The organism is Bradyrhizobium sp. 2TAF24 (assembly GCF_052115025.1).
Classification (GTDB): Bacteria; Pseudomonadota; Alphaproteobacteria; order Rhizobiales; family Xanthobacteraceae; genus Bradyrhizobium_A.
In genome coordinates this window covers 79,738-95,070 of record NZ_JBFRFW010000004.1, presented here as the reverse complement: position 1 = coordinate 95,070, position 15,333 = coordinate 79,738, and the positions used below count along the sequence as shown (strand labels likewise).

At 68.9% G+C, this 15,333-nt stretch carries 15 protein-coding genes; 8 read left to right on the top strand and 7 right to left on the bottom strand.

Features of this window, described 5'->3' with window-relative positions:
• The first annotated feature begins 101 nt into the window (after nucleotides 1–101).
• From AB4Z37_RS08365 to AB4Z37_RS08355, 3 genes are read left to right on the top strand one after another with little or no spacing between them, the layout of a single operon-like run.
• Nucleotides 102–1,529 carry an amidase family protein gene (locus AB4Z37_RS08365; RefSeq protein ID WP_441516244.1) on the top strand — a complete coding sequence of 476 codons (1,428 nt, stop codon included), beginning with the start codon at nucleotides 102–104 and terminating at the stop codon, nucleotides 1,527–1,529.
• Between the two features lie 29 nt (nucleotides 1,530–1,558).
• Nucleotides 1,559–3,187, top strand: coding sequence for an FAD-dependent oxidoreductase (locus AB4Z37_RS08360; RefSeq protein ID WP_441516243.1), 1,629 nt, complete (start codon nucleotides 1,559–1,561; stop codon nucleotides 3,185–3,187).
• An 11-nt stretch (nucleotides 3,188–3,198) separates the two neighbouring features.
• Nucleotides 3,199–4,011, top strand: a complete 813-nt coding sequence (locus AB4Z37_RS08355; RefSeq protein ID WP_441516242.1) for an alpha/beta fold hydrolase — start codon at nucleotides 3,199–3,201, stop codon at nucleotides 4,009–4,011.
• Between the two features lie 509 nt (nucleotides 4,012–4,520).
• On the opposite strand, the gene AB4Z37_RS08350 is transcribed toward AB4Z37_RS08355, so the two are convergent.
• On the bottom strand, nucleotides 4,521–5,309 hold the full coding sequence (locus tag AB4Z37_RS08350) for an IclR family transcriptional regulator domain-containing protein (protein ID WP_441516241.1): 789 nt from the start codon (nucleotides 5,307–5,309) through the stop codon (nucleotides 4,521–4,523).
• A gap of 92 nt (nucleotides 5,310–5,401) precedes the next feature.
• Between AB4Z37_RS08350 and AB4Z37_RS08345 the strand changes: the two genes are divergently transcribed.
• Nucleotides 5,402–6,301 carry an alpha/beta fold hydrolase gene (locus AB4Z37_RS08345; RefSeq protein WP_441516240.1) on the top strand — a complete coding sequence of 300 codons (900 nt, stop codon included), beginning with the start codon at nucleotides 5,402–5,404 and terminating at the stop codon, nucleotides 6,299–6,301.
• On the opposite strand, the gene AB4Z37_RS08340 is transcribed toward AB4Z37_RS08345, so the two are convergent.
• Nucleotides 6,258–7,544, bottom strand: coding sequence for an MFS transporter (locus AB4Z37_RS08340; protein ID WP_441516239.1), 1,287 nt, complete (start codon nucleotides 7,542–7,544; stop codon nucleotides 6,258–6,260). The genes AB4Z37_RS08345 and AB4Z37_RS08340 overlap by 44 nt on opposite strands.
• Nucleotides 7,545–7,589: 45 nt before the next feature.
• Entirely contained in the window at nucleotides 7,590–8,270 is a 681-nt protein-coding gene (locus AB4Z37_RS08335; RefSeq protein WP_441516238.1) for a hypothetical protein, read from the bottom strand.
• A 233-nt stretch (nucleotides 8,271–8,503) separates the two neighbouring features.
• Between AB4Z37_RS08335 and AB4Z37_RS08330 the strand changes: the two genes are divergently transcribed.
• Nucleotides 8,504–9,319, top strand: a complete 816-nt coding sequence (locus AB4Z37_RS08330) for a sugar phosphate isomerase/epimerase family protein (RefSeq protein ID WP_441516237.1) — start codon at nucleotides 8,504–8,506, stop codon at nucleotides 9,317–9,319.
• Nucleotides 9,316–10,107: a shikimate dehydrogenase family protein gene (locus AB4Z37_RS08325; protein ID WP_441516236.1), complete on the top strand. Its 792-nt coding sequence runs from the start codon at nucleotides 9,316–9,318 to the stop codon at nucleotides 10,105–10,107. Before AB4Z37_RS08330 ends, AB4Z37_RS08325 begins: the two co-directional genes overlap by 4 nt.
• Before the next feature lie 3 nt (nucleotides 10,108–10,110).
• Here the strand turns inward: AB4Z37_RS08325 and AB4Z37_RS08320 are convergent, their stop codons facing one another.
• From AB4Z37_RS08320 to AB4Z37_RS08310, 3 genes are all read right to left on the bottom strand, one after another.
• Nucleotides 10,111–10,611 carry a hypothetical protein gene (locus AB4Z37_RS08320; protein ID WP_441516235.1) on the bottom strand — a complete coding sequence of 167 codons (501 nt, stop codon included), beginning with the start codon at nucleotides 10,609–10,611 and terminating at the stop codon, nucleotides 10,111–10,113.
• Between the two features lie 372 nt (nucleotides 10,612–10,983).
• The gene (locus AB4Z37_RS08315) at nucleotides 10,984–11,247 is read right to left on the bottom strand and encodes a hypothetical protein (protein ID WP_441516234.1); all 264 of its coding nucleotides are present in this window, start codon (nucleotides 11,245–11,247) and stop codon (nucleotides 10,984–10,986) included.
• Nucleotides 11,248–11,423: 176 nt separating this feature from the next.
• Nucleotides 11,424–11,684: a hypothetical protein gene (locus tag AB4Z37_RS08310; RefSeq protein WP_441516233.1), complete on the bottom strand. Its 261-nt coding sequence runs from the start codon at nucleotides 11,682–11,684 to the stop codon at nucleotides 11,424–11,426.
• Between the two features lie 167 nt (nucleotides 11,685–11,851).
• Between AB4Z37_RS08310 and AB4Z37_RS08305 the strand changes: the two genes are divergently transcribed.
• Nucleotides 11,852–12,523: a TetR/AcrR family transcriptional regulator gene (locus AB4Z37_RS08305; RefSeq protein ID WP_441516232.1), complete on the top strand. Its 672-nt coding sequence runs from the start codon at nucleotides 11,852–11,854 to the stop codon at nucleotides 12,521–12,523.
• Between the two features lie 48 nt (nucleotides 12,524–12,571).
• On the opposite strand, the gene AB4Z37_RS08300 is transcribed toward AB4Z37_RS08305, so the two are convergent.
• Nucleotides 12,572–13,204, bottom strand: coding sequence for a TetR/AcrR family transcriptional regulator (locus AB4Z37_RS08300; RefSeq protein WP_441516231.1), 633 nt, complete (start codon nucleotides 13,202–13,204; stop codon nucleotides 12,572–12,574).
• Nucleotides 13,205–13,377: 173 nt separating this feature from the next.
• Here AB4Z37_RS08300 and AB4Z37_RS08295 point away from each other — a divergent pair, with 173 nt between their 5' ends.
• Nucleotides 13,378–15,123, top strand: a complete 1,746-nt coding sequence (locus tag AB4Z37_RS08295; protein ID WP_441516230.1) for a CocE/NonD family hydrolase — start codon at nucleotides 13,378–13,380, stop codon at nucleotides 15,121–15,123.
• Nucleotides 15,124–15,333: the final 210 nt, after the last annotated feature.

Here is a 15,333-nt window from a genome sequence, read left to right as displayed (position 1 = left end):
TAAGGCTTCCCCCGTCAGGCGCGCCAACGGCGCCACAGGACGGGAGGGCGGCGATGGGCGGACGCAGCACGAGGCTTGCAATGGCGGCGGCGGTGGGATGCATGATGACGGCAGGCGCGGCCGTGGCGGCCGAGGCGCCTGACATCGCCATGCTGTCGGCGCGCGACGTCGTCGCCGGGGTCGCCGCGAACACCTGGGACGCCTGCGCCGTCGCCACCGCAACGCTCGGTCGCATCGCCGCCGATGGCCACAACGCCTTCATCAGCACCCGCGCGCCGAAGGATCTGCCGGCGTGCATGGGCCGGGCGACACCGGGTGTGCTCGCGGGGCTGCCGATCGCGATCAAGGACAACGTGCTGGTGGCCGGGCAGGGCGCGACCTTCGGCACTTCGGCGACCAAGGGCTTCGTGCCGACGCAGACGGCGTCCGCCGTGCAGCGCCTGATCGACCAGGGCGCGGTCATCGTCGGCAAGCTCAATCTCCACGAACTCGCCGGGGGCGTCACCAGCAACAACGCTGTGTTCGGCCCGGTGCGCAACGCCTATGACGCCACCTGCTTCGCCGGCGGCTCGAGCGGCGGTGCGGGAGCTGCGGTCGGCGCGCGGCTGGTGTCCGTCGCGATCGGCACCGACACCGGCGGTTCGGTGCTGATCCCGGCGGCGCTCAACGGCGCGGTCGGTTATCGCCCGAGCGTCGGGCGCTATCCCATGGACGGCGTGCTGCCGGTGTCGCCGACCCGCGACACGCTCGGTCCGATCGCCCATTCGGTGGCCGACATCGTCCTGGTCGACGCGGTGCTGGCGCAGAGCCATGAGACGATTGCGCCGGCCGAGCTCAAGGGCCTGCGCATCGGCGTGCCGCGCCGCCTGTTCGTCGACGTCGCCGACACGGAGAGCCGGGCGCAGTTCGAGGATGTGCTGACGCAATTGAAGAAGGCCGGCGTCGAGGTCGTCGATGTCGAGCTGCCCGGCCTCGTCGAGGCGGAAAAGGGTTTTGGGCCGATCACGCCCTATGAGCTGAAGACGCAGGTGCCGGCATTTCTCGCGCGCTACCATGTCGGGGTGTCGTTCGAGCAACTCGTCGCAGGGATCCGCAGTCCGGATCTCATCAAGGATTACCAGACCCGGATCGTCGGACCGGCGAGCCCGACGCGCGAGGCTTATGATGTCGCGCTCACCTTCAAGCCGGTGTTGGAGAATGTGTTTCGCGACGCCTTCGCGGCCCACAAGCTGACCGCGCTCGCGTTCCCGACCACGCTCACAGACGCGCGGCCGATCGTTGGCTCCGACGATACCATCACCATGGACGGCACCACCATCCCGACCTGGAAGGCTTACATCAACAACACCAACTTCCTCACCAAGGGCTCGCTGGCGGCGCTGACGCTGCCGATGGGGCTGTCGGGCCGGCAACTGCCGCTCGGCGTATCGTTCGCGGTGCTGCCCAGGCATGACGGCGAGCTGCTGGCGCTCGGCCTCGCGGTCGAGCCGCTGCTGCCGCGGCTGCCGCCGCCCGTGGCGAAGAAGTGACATCAGACGAAGCGAGAGGGATGAGACGCGTGACGGAGCTTGCAACGGATATCGTGGTCGTCGGCGGCGGGCTTGGCGGTGTCTGCGCGGCGCTGACCGCGGCGCGCCTCGGCCGCCGCGTCGTGCTGGTCGAGGAGCTCGACTGGCTCGGTGGCCAGCTCACCGCACAGGGCGTGCCGCTCGACGAGCATCCGTGGGCGGAAAGCGTCGTCACCTCGCAGAGCTATGCCGAGCTACGCCGCCAGATCCGTGAGATCTACCGCGCGCACACTCCGCTGACCGCCGAGGCGCGGGCGCGGCTGATCCTCAATCCCGGCGGCGGCAATGTCGGCACGCTGTGCTGCGAGCCGATCGTGGCGGTGCGCGCGATCGATGCGCTGCTGGCGCCGTTCGTCGGCGCCGGCCGGCTGACGATCCTGCGGCGTCATCGCGTCACGGCGGTGCCGACCGATGGCGATCGCGTGCGGGGCGTCGAGGCGCTCGATCTCGAAAGCGGTCGTGCGGTGGTGATCTCCGCGGCCATCGTGATCGACGCCACCGAGACTGGCGAACTGCTGCCGCTTGCCGGTGTCGAGCATGTCGTCGGCGCCGAGGCGCAGGCCGACACCGGCGAGCCCAACGCCATTCAGGGGCCCGCCGATCCGCTGGACCAGCAGGCGCTGACCTGGTGCTTCGCGCTCGATTACCGGCCGGGCGAGGACCATCGCATCGACAAGCCGGCCGACTACACGCGCTTTCGCGATCTGGCGCTGCCGTTCTGGCCGGGGCCGCAGTTCGGCTGGACCGTGAGCGATCACGTCACCCATCGCCCGCTCGACCGCAAGCTGTTCACAGGCGACACCGACGAGGAATACCTGTTCGATCTCTGGCACGCCCGCCGTATCGCCTGGCGCAGGAATTTCCTGCCCGGCGCCTATGCCAGCGACATCACCATCGCCAACTGGCCGCAGATGGATTACTGGCTGAAGCCCGCGGTCGGCGTGTCGGCGGACGAGAGCGCGGCCGCGCTCGCCGAAGCCCGCCAGTTCAGCCTCGCGTTTCTCTACTGGATGCAGACCGACGCGCCACGCGCCGACGGCGGCGCCGGCTATGCCGGCCTGCGGCTGCGCGGCGACGTACTCGGCACCACTGACGGTCTCGCCAAGCAGGCCTACTACCGCGAGGGCTATCGCATCCGTGCGCAGTTCACAGTGCTGGAGCAGCACATCGGCGTCGCGGCGCGGCCTGGCCACGATCGCGCCGAGAGCTTTGCCGACAGCGTCGGTGTCGGCGCGTACCGCATCGACCTGCATCCCTCAACCACCGGCACGCGCGACACCGTCGATATCGACACTTATCCGTTCGAGATCCCGCTCGGTGCGCTGCTGCCGGTGCGTGTCCAAAATCTCATTCCGGCGTGCAAGAACATCGGCACCACCCGCATCACCAACGGCGCCTATCGCGTCCATCCCGTGGAATGGAGCATTGGCGAGGCGGCCGGTGCGCTGGCAGCGTTCGCGCTGCAGCGCGCTGTGCCGGCGGCGGCGGTGCGCGCGGTGCCCGGTCATCTCGCCGACTTTCAGGCGCTGCTCGATGGCCTCGGCGTCGTCAGGCACTGGCCGCTCTATGGCGCGCTGACGCCGCGCAGCCGGCGCGGCTACCGTCCACCGGCGACGTGACGGAGGCGGTGATGGACCGCCGGCAACTGATGCAGCTGACCGCGGCGGGCGTCGTGCTCGCGACGATGAAAGGACATGTCATGACCTCTGCTTCGGCGGCGTCCGCGAACGCCCGCGACATCGTGCTGGTGCATGGCGCCTGGCACGGCGGCTGGCGCTGGCGGCACGTCGCGCGGTTACTCGCGGCCGCGGGCCATCGTGTTTCCGCGCCGACGCTCACCGGCCTTGGCGAGCGTGCCCATCTGCAGTCGGCGGCGGTCGAGCTCGACACCCATATCGCCGACGTCACCGCGCACATCACGGCGGAAGAGCTGGACCGTGTGGTGCTGGTCGGACACAGCTATGGCGGCTTCGTGGTGCGCGGCGCCGCGGCGCGGCTGCCAGACACGATTGCGCAAGTGATCTACCTCGACGCCTTCGTGCCGGAGCATGGCGATGTTGTCGCGACCTATGCCGGCGACGCGCGGGCGCAGGAGATCCGTGACAGCGTCGCGCACGACGGCGCCGCGACCTTGCCGCCGCTGCCGGCGGCGGCGTTCGGCTTGTCTGATCCGGCACAAGCGGCCTGGGTGACACGCCGCATGACGCCGCAGCCGGCGAAGACCTATCTGCAGCCGCTCGACCTCGGCGGCCGCCACGCCCATCCGCCGCACCCGGCCTACATCGCCTGCATGGCGCCCAAGCTCGACGTCTTCGACGCCACCCGCGCCCGCATCAAGGCCGCGCCGGACTGGCGTTATGTCGAGCTGCAGCAGGGCCATGATGTCATGGTGTCGGCGCCGGAGCTGCTGGCGCGGACGTTGCAGGAGTTGATCGGTTCGTGACACGGGATGAGAGGCTGTTGTCGCCGTTCGTTCCTCTAAGCGTAGGCTACGATGATCCTCGCTCGCGCAGACGATCCTGTTCTCTCCGTCATGCCCGGCCTTGTGCCAGGCATCCACGTCCTTTTTTGACGAACGGCAGCGAAGACGTGGATGGCCGGGACGAGCCCGGCCATGACGGAATAATGCGGTGGAAGCATCGTTCTGAGCGGGCCGCGCGTACATCTACTCCTCATCCTGAGGAGCCCGCGCAGCGGGCGTCTCGAAGGATGAGGCCCGGTCAGTGCGATCAGTGTATGCGTCGCGTCCTATCTCTCGGCGTCATCACCGGGCCGACGCGCAAGCGTCGAGACCCGGTGATCCAGCTTTCGGGCGGATTGGCAGGGAAGCTGGATGGCCGGGTCAAGCCCGGCCATGACGCAGAAATGGGAGCGACGGCATTCGTTTCCGCGGGGAGCGAATATGTCGTGCAGCAGCGCGTCTTGTATCGACGTCTCCTACAGCAGCGCGCCCTACAGCAGCACGCCGGAAATCTCCTGGGCGCAGGCGCGCATGGCCGGCAGCAGGGTGTCGGTGATGCGCTTGGCGGTGACGCGGCGGGCCTGCGAATTGACGTTGAGCGAGGCGACGGTGCCGCCGGCGCGGTTGCGGATCGGCACGGACAGGCCGAACAGCTCGAGTTCGAGCTCCTGGTCGTTGGTGGCATAGCCGCGCTCGCGGGCCTTGCGCACGAGGTCGAGCACCTGCTTGCGGTCGGTGATGGTTTTGGGCGTACGGGCTTCGATTTTCGTCGCCTGCAGCAGCGCGGTGACGTCGTCGTCGCTCTTCGCCGCCAGCAGCACGCGGCCCGACGACGAGGAGAACGCCGGCAGCTTCAGCCCGGCCTTGAGAACATAGGCGATGCTGCCGCCGGGCGCTTCCGAGCGCGCGACAAACACGACCTCGTTGCCGCTAAGCACCGACACCGACACCGCTTCGCCGACCGTGGCGGACAGCCGGTCGAGATGCGGCTGCAGGCGGCTGTCGAGGCCGAGCGAGGCGAGATAGGTGTAGCCGAGGCGCAGCACGTTGCTGGTGAGCGCGAACTGCTTCTTCTCCACGGTGGCGAAGCCGAGTTCCACGAGGGTCAGCAGCAGCCGCCGCGCCACCGCGCGGTCGAGCCCGGTGATGCCGGCGACCTCGGCGACGCTGAGGCTGCGGTGCTCCGGCCCGAACGCTTCGATCACCGCGAGCCCGCGCGCGAAACCGGCGACGAATTTCTGGCCGTCGCGATCAGGTGTCGTCGGAAGAGCGTCCGCCATACGTTTCATCAACCTGTTCGGGCGCAAGGTCCGCGCCGGTTCGTCATCACTAGGCGACGCGAGCGCCACCCCAGCATGAGGAAGTAATAGCCATGAGCGATCGTCTTTTCGAGCCCTTTGTGCGCCATAATGTCGACGCCGGGGAGGCGCGCATCGCGGCCTGGACCGCCGGCGAGGGGCCGCCGCTGCTGCTGCTGCACGGCTATCCGCAGACCCATCTCGCCTGGCACCGCATCGCGCCGCAGCTTGCCGAGCGCTACACCGTGGTCGCGACCGACCTGCGCGGCTATGGCGACAGCCGCGGTCCGCAGGGCGACGCCGCCCATGTCAACCATTCGAAGCGCGCGATGGCCGCCGACCAGCTTGCGGTGATGCGGCATTTTGGTTTCGATCGCTTTGCGGTGATCGGCCACGACCGCGGCGCGCGCGTCGGCTACCGCCTCGCGCTCGATCATCCAGACGCAGTCGCCGCCTTCACCTCGCTGACCGTGATCCCCTCGATCGAGATGTGGGAACGGGTCGACAAGGCGTTCGCGCTCGGCGCCTATCACTGGTTCCTGTTCGCGCAGCCCTATGATCTGCCCGAGCGGCTGCTGGCGGGCGATCCCGACTATTTCCTGGACTGGACGCTGCGCAAGATGGCGCGCTATCGCGACCGCCTGTCGGAGACGGCGGTCGCGGCCTATCGCGACGCGTTTCGCCGGCCCGAAGTGCGCCACGCCATGATGGAAGATTACCGTGCCGGCGCCGGCATCGACCTCGATCATGACATCGCCGACCGGGCCGCCGGCCGCAGGCTCGCCTGCCCGGTGCAGGTGTTGTGGGAGGAAGGGCGGCTGATGTTCGACAAGGATCCGGTCGCTGTGTGGCGCGGCTGGGCCGACGCGGTCGAGGGGCACACCATCGCCGCGGGCCATCTCCTCGCCGAGGAGACGCCCGCGGAGGTGCTCAGCGCGGTTCTGCCATTCCTGGCGCGAACGTGGCCGGCGTGACGTCGGCCTTTGCTTTCGCGTCTGGTCCGATGCGGCCGACCACGAACAGGTAGTTGAGCGCGCCGAGCAGCGCACAGGCAGCGACCGCCAGCGTCGGCGCGACATAGGAGCCGTGGTTGATCTCGACGACGACGCCGATCAGCCAGCTCGAGATGATGCCGGCCAGCGTGCCGCCGACGGTCTGGATCGCCGCCACGGTGCCGACGCGGTCGGCGCTCTCAGCCACCTCCGGCGGCAGCGCCTGCAGGTTGGAGCTGGTGAAGGCGATGCCGGCATAGGCGATGCAGAACAGGCCGATGGCGAGCGGGATGTCCGCCGTCATCGCCGCCGGGCCGATCAGCGAGGAAGCGATGAGGCCGCCGACGAGACAGGTCTTGCGCGCCGCGGTCAGCGACCAGCCGCGCCTGTAGAGCGCGTCCGCCACGACGCCGCCGAGCAGGCCGCCGACGATCGCCGACACCGACGGCAGGGCGCCGACGGTCGCGATCTGCTTCAGCGAGAAGCCGCGCGCGTCGCTGAGGTAGAGCGGAAACCACAGCAGGAAAAACGAGTTGATGACGTTGACGAAGAAGAAGCCGATGGCGAGGCCAAGCACCGTCTTCTGCCGCAGCAGCGTCCACCACGGCGCGTGCTGGCGTGATGCCGCGGGCTGCGCGGCGGTCGGCGGTGGCGCGGCATCCTGCGCCACCCTGGGATCGCGGTAGGCGACGATCCAGATCAGGCCGAACACCACGCCCATGAAGCCGGTGATGACGAACGAGGCGCGCCAGCCGAACGAGGCGATGAGGTAGGCGACGAACGGATAGGACACCGCCGAGCCGATGCCGATGCCGGCGTGCCACAGCGAGGTCGCGGTGCCGCGTTGCGGCCGCGGAAACCAGCGGCTGACCACCTTGGCGTTGGCCGGCCACGACGCCGACTCGCCGCCGCCCATCAGCAGGCGCGCAGTGAAGATCGAGGCGACGCCCTGGCCGAGCGCGGTGGCCGCCGAGGCCAGCGACCAGAAGATCATCGCCGCAGGATAGATGGTGCGCACGCCGAAGCGGTCCATCAGCGCGCCGACCGGCAGCAGCGCCAGCGTGTACAGCCAGTAGAACGCGCCGAGCAGCAGGCCCATGGTGGCCGGGCTGAAGCCGAGCTCGCGCGCCATCAGCGGCGCGCCGAGGCTGAAATTGGTGCGGTCGATGTAGTTGATGAGCACGCCGACAAAGCACAGCGTCAGCATCGTCCATTTGGTTCGCATGGGTCCTCCGGTGCGAAGAGTATCAGGGGCTGGCTGCGCTGCGCGTCAGCGCAACAGCGACCACGCGGTGGGCCGCAGCACAAGCCCGGTGTGGGTGATGGTTTGGGCCCGCACACGCTCCAGGAAGGCGGCATAGGCCGGAAAATCCGCCGGCCGGCGCTCGGCGCGGGTCAGTGTCGTCATGTCGGGAAAGCGCCACAGCAGCATCACCTCGGTGCCGTGGCGGAATGCCGTGCGGTAGCCGCCGATGACGCCGAACGGGCAGCTCGCCTCGATCGCAGCCTTGGCGTCGCCGAGGCGGGCGAGATAGTCGTCGGCGCCGCCGGCGCGCAAGCTCACGATTTCCTGCAGCACCACCGGCGCGCGCAGCGCTTGTGCTTCGATCTCTGCACGGCTCGGGCTGAAGTCGGTGCCTTCGAGCACACGGTCGAAGCCGCCGGTGCGCTCGCCGTACCAGCGCTCCAGCGGCTTGTGGAAGAGATCGTCATGGCCGTCGAAATGGCGGCCGAAGCCGTCCCAGCCGCCGGGCATTTCCCAGAAGGTGATGATGCGCGGCCAGTCGCCCGTCAGGAACACCGGCGCCCAGGCGGCGATGCACTCGCCGCCGGCGGAGCCCTCCGCGTTGCCTTCCCTGCGGACGACCTCGCCGAGCTCATCGAGATAGCGCGTGTGCGCGCCGGCGGCGCGCACCGGATCGAGCGTCTCGTGCAGAAACAGGTGTCCCATCGGTGGTCGTCCTCCCGTTTGGTTTGTGCGATATTCGCACATTTGAGCGATTATTGTTTACAGCAGCGGTGGCCCCTGTCAATATCGCGGGGTCGGCAGCGGCGTTCCGCCGCGTGCGTGGCCGTCTTGCGGCCGATGCCGGCGACAACATCCATCTTGATCTCGCGCGGCGGCTTGCCGATGGTCACGATCCTGCCGTGACGCGTCCTGCATCGCGCGGAAGGAGAACGGTTTTGCGAAATCTCTCCCTGGCGCATCTGACGCTGATGACGGCCGACGCGCTCGCGCTGATCGATGCCGCGGCGGCGGCGCGCTTCAGTCATGTCGGCCTGCGCACCGTGCCGCCGACGCCGGATGCGCCGATGCGGCCGGTGATCGGCGACAAGCCATACCAGCGCGACATCCGCGCGCGCCTTGCGGACACAGGGCTTACGGTGCTGGATATCGAAGCGTTCTGGCTGACGCCGGAGACCCATGTCGCTGACATCGCCCCCGCCTTCGCGTTCGGCGCCGAGCTCGGCGCGACCTATGTCGTGGTGGTCGGCAACGACCCGGAGCGCGCGCGCCTCGTCGAGCGCTTTGCGCATCTGAGCGAGCTGGCGCGGCAGCATGCCCTGAAGACTTCGCTCGAGTTCATTCCCTACAGCGCGGTGCGCTGCCTTGACGAGGCCGTGGATATTGTGCGCGCCGCGGCGCAGCCCAATGCCGGGCTGCTGGTCGATGCACTGCATCTCAGCCGCTCCGGCGGCGTGCCGGCACAGCTCGCGCAGCTGCCGCGCGAGATGCTGCACTACCTGCATCTGTGCGATGCGCCGGCCGTGCCGCCGGCGGACGTCGCCGGGATGAAGCGTGAGGCGCGCGGCGAGCGCTGTTATCCTGGCGAGGGCGGCCTGCCGCTCGCGGCGTTCCTTGGCGCGGTCGCCGCCGACGTGCCTGTCGGCATCGAGGCGCCGGACAGCCGCCGCGCCGCGCTGCCCTTCGCCGAGCAGGCGCGCCAGGCGCGCACGGCGGCGCGCGACCTCTTGGCTTCCCTTGGAGACCCGCAATGACCGTTCAGCTCGACGGCGCCAGCCGCCTCATTCCGATTCTCGGCGATCCCATCGCCCAGGTGAAGGCGCCTGCCGGACTGTCGGCGGAGTTCACGCGGCGCGGCCACAACATCCTGGTGGTGCCCTGGCATGTCGCGCCGCCGCAGTTCGACGGCGCGATCGCGGCGCTCGCGACGGTGCAGAACGTCGCCGGCTTCATCGCTACCGTGCCGCACAAGTTCGCGGCCGCGGCGCGCTGCACAACGCTGTCGGACCGCGCGCGCTTTCTCGGCGCGGTCAATGTCGTGCGACGCGGGCCCGAGGGCTGGCATGGCGACATGGTCGACGGCCTCGGCTATGTCCGCGGCCTTGCCGCATCCGGCTGCACGCTGCCGGGGGCGCGGGCGCTGTTGGTCGGCGCCGGCGGCGCGGGCAGCGCCATCGCGCTCGCCGTGCTCGATGCCGGCGCGGCATCGCTCGCGGTGCACGATACGGATGTGGCCAAGCGCGACGCGCTGATCGCGCGGCTGTCGCAGGTCCATGCCGGCAAGGTCGTCGCCGGCTCGGCCGATCCCGCGCCGTTCGATCTGGTGATCAACGCCACCCCGCGCGGCATGCGCGCCGACGATCCGCTGCCGTTTGCGGCGGACGCGCTGCGGCCGCAGACCTTCGTCGGCGACGTCATCACCATGCCGGAGATCACGCCGCAGCTTGCGCAGGCGCAAGCGAAGGGCTGCCGCATCTTCACCGGCGTCGGCATGTTCGAGAACTCGCTGGCGCTGATGGCCGAGTTCTATCTCGGCGGCTGAACCTCAGCCCAGCCCGCGCCACAGCGCGGCGCGCGGCGGGGCGGCGCGGCCGCCGGATGAGCGCTGCGGCGCCGTGCGGTTCGGCGGCGTCGGCGAGCGGTCGGTGGCCGTCGCCGGCTCGATGTCGACGGCGGCGGCGAAGGCGCGGCGCAGGCGCAGGTCGGCGATGCGGCCGATGTGCCGCCGCAGGATGTCGCGGCGATCGGGCCGCGCGGTGTCGACGATCGCGGCGCACAGCGTGGTGCTGAGATCGGCGAAGAAGCGGAACGACGACGCTGCGCCATTCGGCGCGCGGAGGCGGTCGAGCCCGCGCGCGGCGGTGAGCACCTCGGCACGATCCATGTCGTCATGGGTCACCGCGAGGCGCAGCAGCGCCAGCAGCCAGCCGCGCAGCGCGGCTGCGTGGGCGCCATCGCCTTCGTCCGCGGCGGACGCTGCGGCCTCGTTCGGTGAGAGTGACGACATCGCCGCGCGGGTCATGCGGGGACCGTCGGCGTCATCCACCGCGCGGGTCGCGTCAGAAGAAGCCGTCGCGATAAGCGGCGGCCTCGTCGGAGATGCCGTCGATCTTGTTGGTGGCCTGGCGATAGAACTTGAAGTTCAGCTCGGTCTGCGGCCCGCCGTCGTCCCAGTCGGCGTAGGGCTTGAGCTCGTTGCGGCCGCGCCGCCGGCGCGCCGTCGCGGATCGGAGGTCCGATCAGGGCGGGAGCGCCGGCGGCGTCGCGGATGGTCTCTTCATACCGCGCGCGGATCAAGACGGAGCCGCGGTGCGCGGTCATGTCGGCATTCTCGGCATGTCTGGAAAATGGCGGCGCCCGGCGGGATGCGGGACGGGGAGCCCCGTGGCATTCGTCGCTGGCGGGGATGGAGCGTCCGCTAGGCCGCGCGGCGCGCGAGGGCGGGGGGCGGCGTGTGATCGAGGGCGACGCCGGAGAGGTCGAGCTCGAGGACGTCGGGCGCGGTGACGATGGCTTCGGGATGGTGGCCGTTTTCGAACAGGGCGTAACGCACGGCTTCCGTGCGGTTGATGAAGAGGCCGCCATAGAGGCCGTTCTGCGCCTGCGCGACCCACTGGCCGCGGCGGTTACGGCCGATCAGGAAGAGCGACGCGCTGCACGAGGGAGGTTTGTTCGAGTCCATGATGGCAGATCCGATCACGTTAACGCCGCCCTGGATGAGTCCGGAGCGGCGCGGAAAACGTGGCATTGCGGCCATAGGAATTCGAGACGGACGGCACTGCCGTCGCATAGGGACGGCATAAGGACCGTCACAGCGGACGGCAGGATGATGACCGAATCGTTAACGCTCCCGCGAGGTCAGATGTTGTCGAGGAAGCCGGTCGGGCGCAGGTCGAGCGTCGCCGGGCGTGAACGCAGGTGGCAGGCGCCGGAAGCCGGCGTCCGGGCGGTGATGACCGGCTCGCCGGCCTGCAGGTCGACGGTAATAGCGTCCTCGAAGGCGAGCCAGGCGAGGGTCAGGACGGCGAAGGCGGCGCCGGTGACCAGCAGGGCGCGGACCAGGCGAAACAGCAGCCGGCGCGGGGCCGGGCGATGGAGTGGGGCGGACGGATCGGGCACGGGCGTGCTCCCGGACATTATCCCCTTGCAATCATTCAAAGATTGACGATGATGGCAAGGAGCGGTAATTTTGGAAACTTGATATTTTCCAAAATAGTCACCACATGCCGACTGTCAATGGAATGACAGGCACGAACGAAAGGCATGGCTCGGCGGGAGGGTCTGACATGAAGGCGACACACGAGAGTCGGGAGAGCGCGCTCGACGTCGACGACCGCCGCTGCCGCGGCCGGCCGCAGCTGCGCTCGGACGACGACACGCGCGCCATCATCTTCGAGGCCGCCCGCCACCAGTTCATCGAGAAGGGCTTTGCCGCCACCAGCATGGAGACCATTGCGCGTAGCGCCGGTGTCTCCACCCGCACGCTCTACCGTCTCGTGCCCAACAAGAATGCGCTGTTCGAGGCGATGTTGACCGCGCGCCTCGATCGTTTCCTGGAGAAGGTCAACCTGCAGACCTGCGAGCACCAGGACATCGAGCTCGCGCTGCGCGCCGCGCTGACCGTGTGCGCCGAGATGATGTTCGACGACGAGGTCATCGCCATGCAGCGCGTGATGCTGGCGGAAGGCGACCGTGTGCCGGAGATGGCGGAGACCTTCTACCAGAAGGCGATGCGGCGGTCGGTGGCGGCGCTCGCCGATTGGCTGCGGGCGCGGCGCCAGCGCAGCCTGCTCGAGTTCGACGACGCCGAGGAAGCCGCCGGCATTCTGATCGGCATGCTGGCGTTCGCGCCGCAGCGCGCCGCGCTGTTCGGCCACCAGCCGCTGCCGAGCCGCGAGGCGACGGAGGCGCGGGTGCGGACCTGCGCGGCGCTGTTCCTGCACGGCTGCGCGGTCTGACGCCAAAGGCATGTGACCTTGCCTTTCGCGCCGCGGTGATCGCGCGGCTCAGGCGTGCAGGCGTCGGGGCGCAGCCCGCGACTGGCGCAGTGCTCTGAGGTTGGCGGCGCACAGCGCATCGAAATGCGCCAGGATCCGGCCGCTCCGTGTGAGGTCGGGATTGCTCACCGCCGCATGCGCCAGCAAGGTGGCGCTGCGATGCTGCAGCGTCGCCGTCAGCCGCACCTCGTCAGCGCCCGCCTCGGGGCATTCGTCGGCCAGCGCCAGCGCGATCTCGTCCACCATCCGCGCGATCAGCTGCTGCAGCTCGCCCGACGGCTGGGTGATGTCCGCAAGGCCGATCAGGTTGAGATGCAGCATCCGCGCGTCGCAATGCTCGCGCAGGATCTCGAGGAAGGGCAGGCGCAGCCGCGCCCTCGCCGAACAGCCCTTCGACGCGAGGCGCGTGTCGCGCAGCAGCGCCACGGTGTCGTCGAGGTGGCGGCGCAGCAGCGACGCGGCGATCGCCTCCTTGCCGCCGAAATACTGATACAGCGAACCGATGCTGACGCCGGCGACCTCGGCGATGCGGTTGGTGGTGGCTTCCGCCAATGGCACGGTGTTCAAAACGCGAGTTGCGCCGGCGAGGATGCAGTCGATCATCTGCTCCGAACGCGCCTGTTTCGGGGCTTTCCTGAGCATCTATGCCTCCCTTGCGACGCGTGGAAACGCGAGTTGCCGGCCTCGTTCGCGCTGCGGAGGATGTGGCGCGCGACCATGAGAGCACGCGCCATCATCCACCGCGATGGGAACCGCCGATGTTTCGACGATGCTTGCACTCCGCAACCCTTCTGACAACAGGATTTGTCTTGGCCATGACAGCTGCGACCACACCCACGATCGCCGCCGAACCTGTGAAGACACAGGTCCCCGGCATGATCATCGAGCACAACGTTGCCGTCACCATGAGCGATGGCCTGGCGCTGCGCGTCAACATCTACCGTCCCGATAAGCCGGGGCGCTTTCCAGTGGTGATGCTGCATGGTCCCTATGGCAAGGACACGCCCGATGCGGAAGCACCGGCCTATCAGGATGCCTGGAAGAAGCTGCTGATCAAGAATCCAGAGCTGTGCAAGACCTCGTCGTGCCGCTTCATCCGCTGGGAGGCGCCGGATCCCGAGCGCTGGGTGCCCGATGGCTACGTCATCCTGCATGCCGACTCGCGCGGCAGCAACGCTTCGCCCGGCCTGCTCGATCCGTTCGCGCCGCGCCACACCGAGGACTATGCGACGCTGATCAGCTGGGCCGCGCACCAGCCCTGGAGCAGCGGCAAGGTCGGCCTGCTCGGCATCTCCTACTATGCCATCAACCAGTGGCAGGTCGCAGCGCGCCGGCCGGAAGGCCTTGCCGCGATCATTCCGTGGGAGGGCGCGTTCGATCACTATCGCGACGTCTCCCATCATGGCGGCATCCCCAGCACCGCATTCCAGACCATGTGGTTCGCGCGCCAGGTCGCGATCAACCAGCATGGCAATGGCGAGACGCCCTATCGTGATGCGCTGACCGGTGCGGTCGCCACCGGCACGCCGCTGCCGGCCTCGCTGCTGCGCGTCAACCGCATCGAGCCGGCGGAGGCGTCGCTGCGCCAGCCGTTCGACGGCGCGTATTATCACGAGCGCACGCCCGACGGCGCGCGCATCGAGGTGCCGGTGCTGTCGGTCGGCAACTGGGGCGGGCAGGGCCTGCACGGCCGCGGCAACATCGAGGGCTATCTTGCCGCCGGCAGCGCCCAGAAATGGCTGCGCATCCACACCGGCGATCATCACGCGCCGTTCTATGCCGAGGATTCGCTCAGCCTGCAGAAACGTTTCTTCGATCGTTTCCTGAAGGGTGAGCAGAATGGCTTCGACAGCGAGCCGCCGATCACGCTCGCGATCCGCCGGCCCGACGGCGTCATCTGGCGCAGCGAGAGCGAATGGCCGCTGCGGGGCACGCAGTGGGAGCACTACTATCTCGACACGGCGGGCGGCGGTCTCGCCGCCGGCAAGGCGCCGGCGGCGGCGGAGCGCAGCTATGCCGCGCAGGGCGAGGGCCTCTCCTTCACCACCGCGCCGTTCACCGCAGACACCGAGTTCACGGGGCCGGTGAAGCTCAAGCTGTGGGTGAAGTCCTCGACCGCCGACATGGACCTGTTCGCGACACTGCGCCTGATCGATCCCAAGGGACATGATGTCACCTTCGACGGCGCGTCGGAGCCGCATGCGCCGGTGTCGCAGGGCTGGCTGCGCGTGTCGCATCGTCGGCTCGATGCCGAGCGCTCGACCGAGGCGCGGCCCTATCATCCGCATCTCGTCGCCGAGCCGATGACGCCCGGGCAGGCGTATGAAGTCGACATCGAGATCTGGGCGACCAGCATCGTGGTGCCCAGGGACTATCGCCTCGCGCTCACGGTGCAGGGCAGGGATTGGGAGCTGCCCGGCCTCGAAGGGCCGTTCAAGGGATCGGGGCCGTTCCTGCATGTCGGCCGCGATGCCGCGCTCTATGGCGGCACCAACACCATCGCCTCCGGCGAAGGACAAGAGTCCTATCTGCTGCTGCCGCGAATCCCCACCAGCCGGTGACGGACAGGGCGGAGTGACTTCGTCGCGTCACTCCGCCCCTTCATTGGTTGCGCGTGAGATCATTCGTCAGCCCTGCACCGGGCGCAGATCCCGCGATCGTACGATGTGGCGGCATGTGAGCGATTGTACGTAGATCTGCGGAGATCATCACGCGCGGATTGACGGACGAGCGTCCGTTCGTAGCAAGACAATCTCCTGTTGCCTGCGATT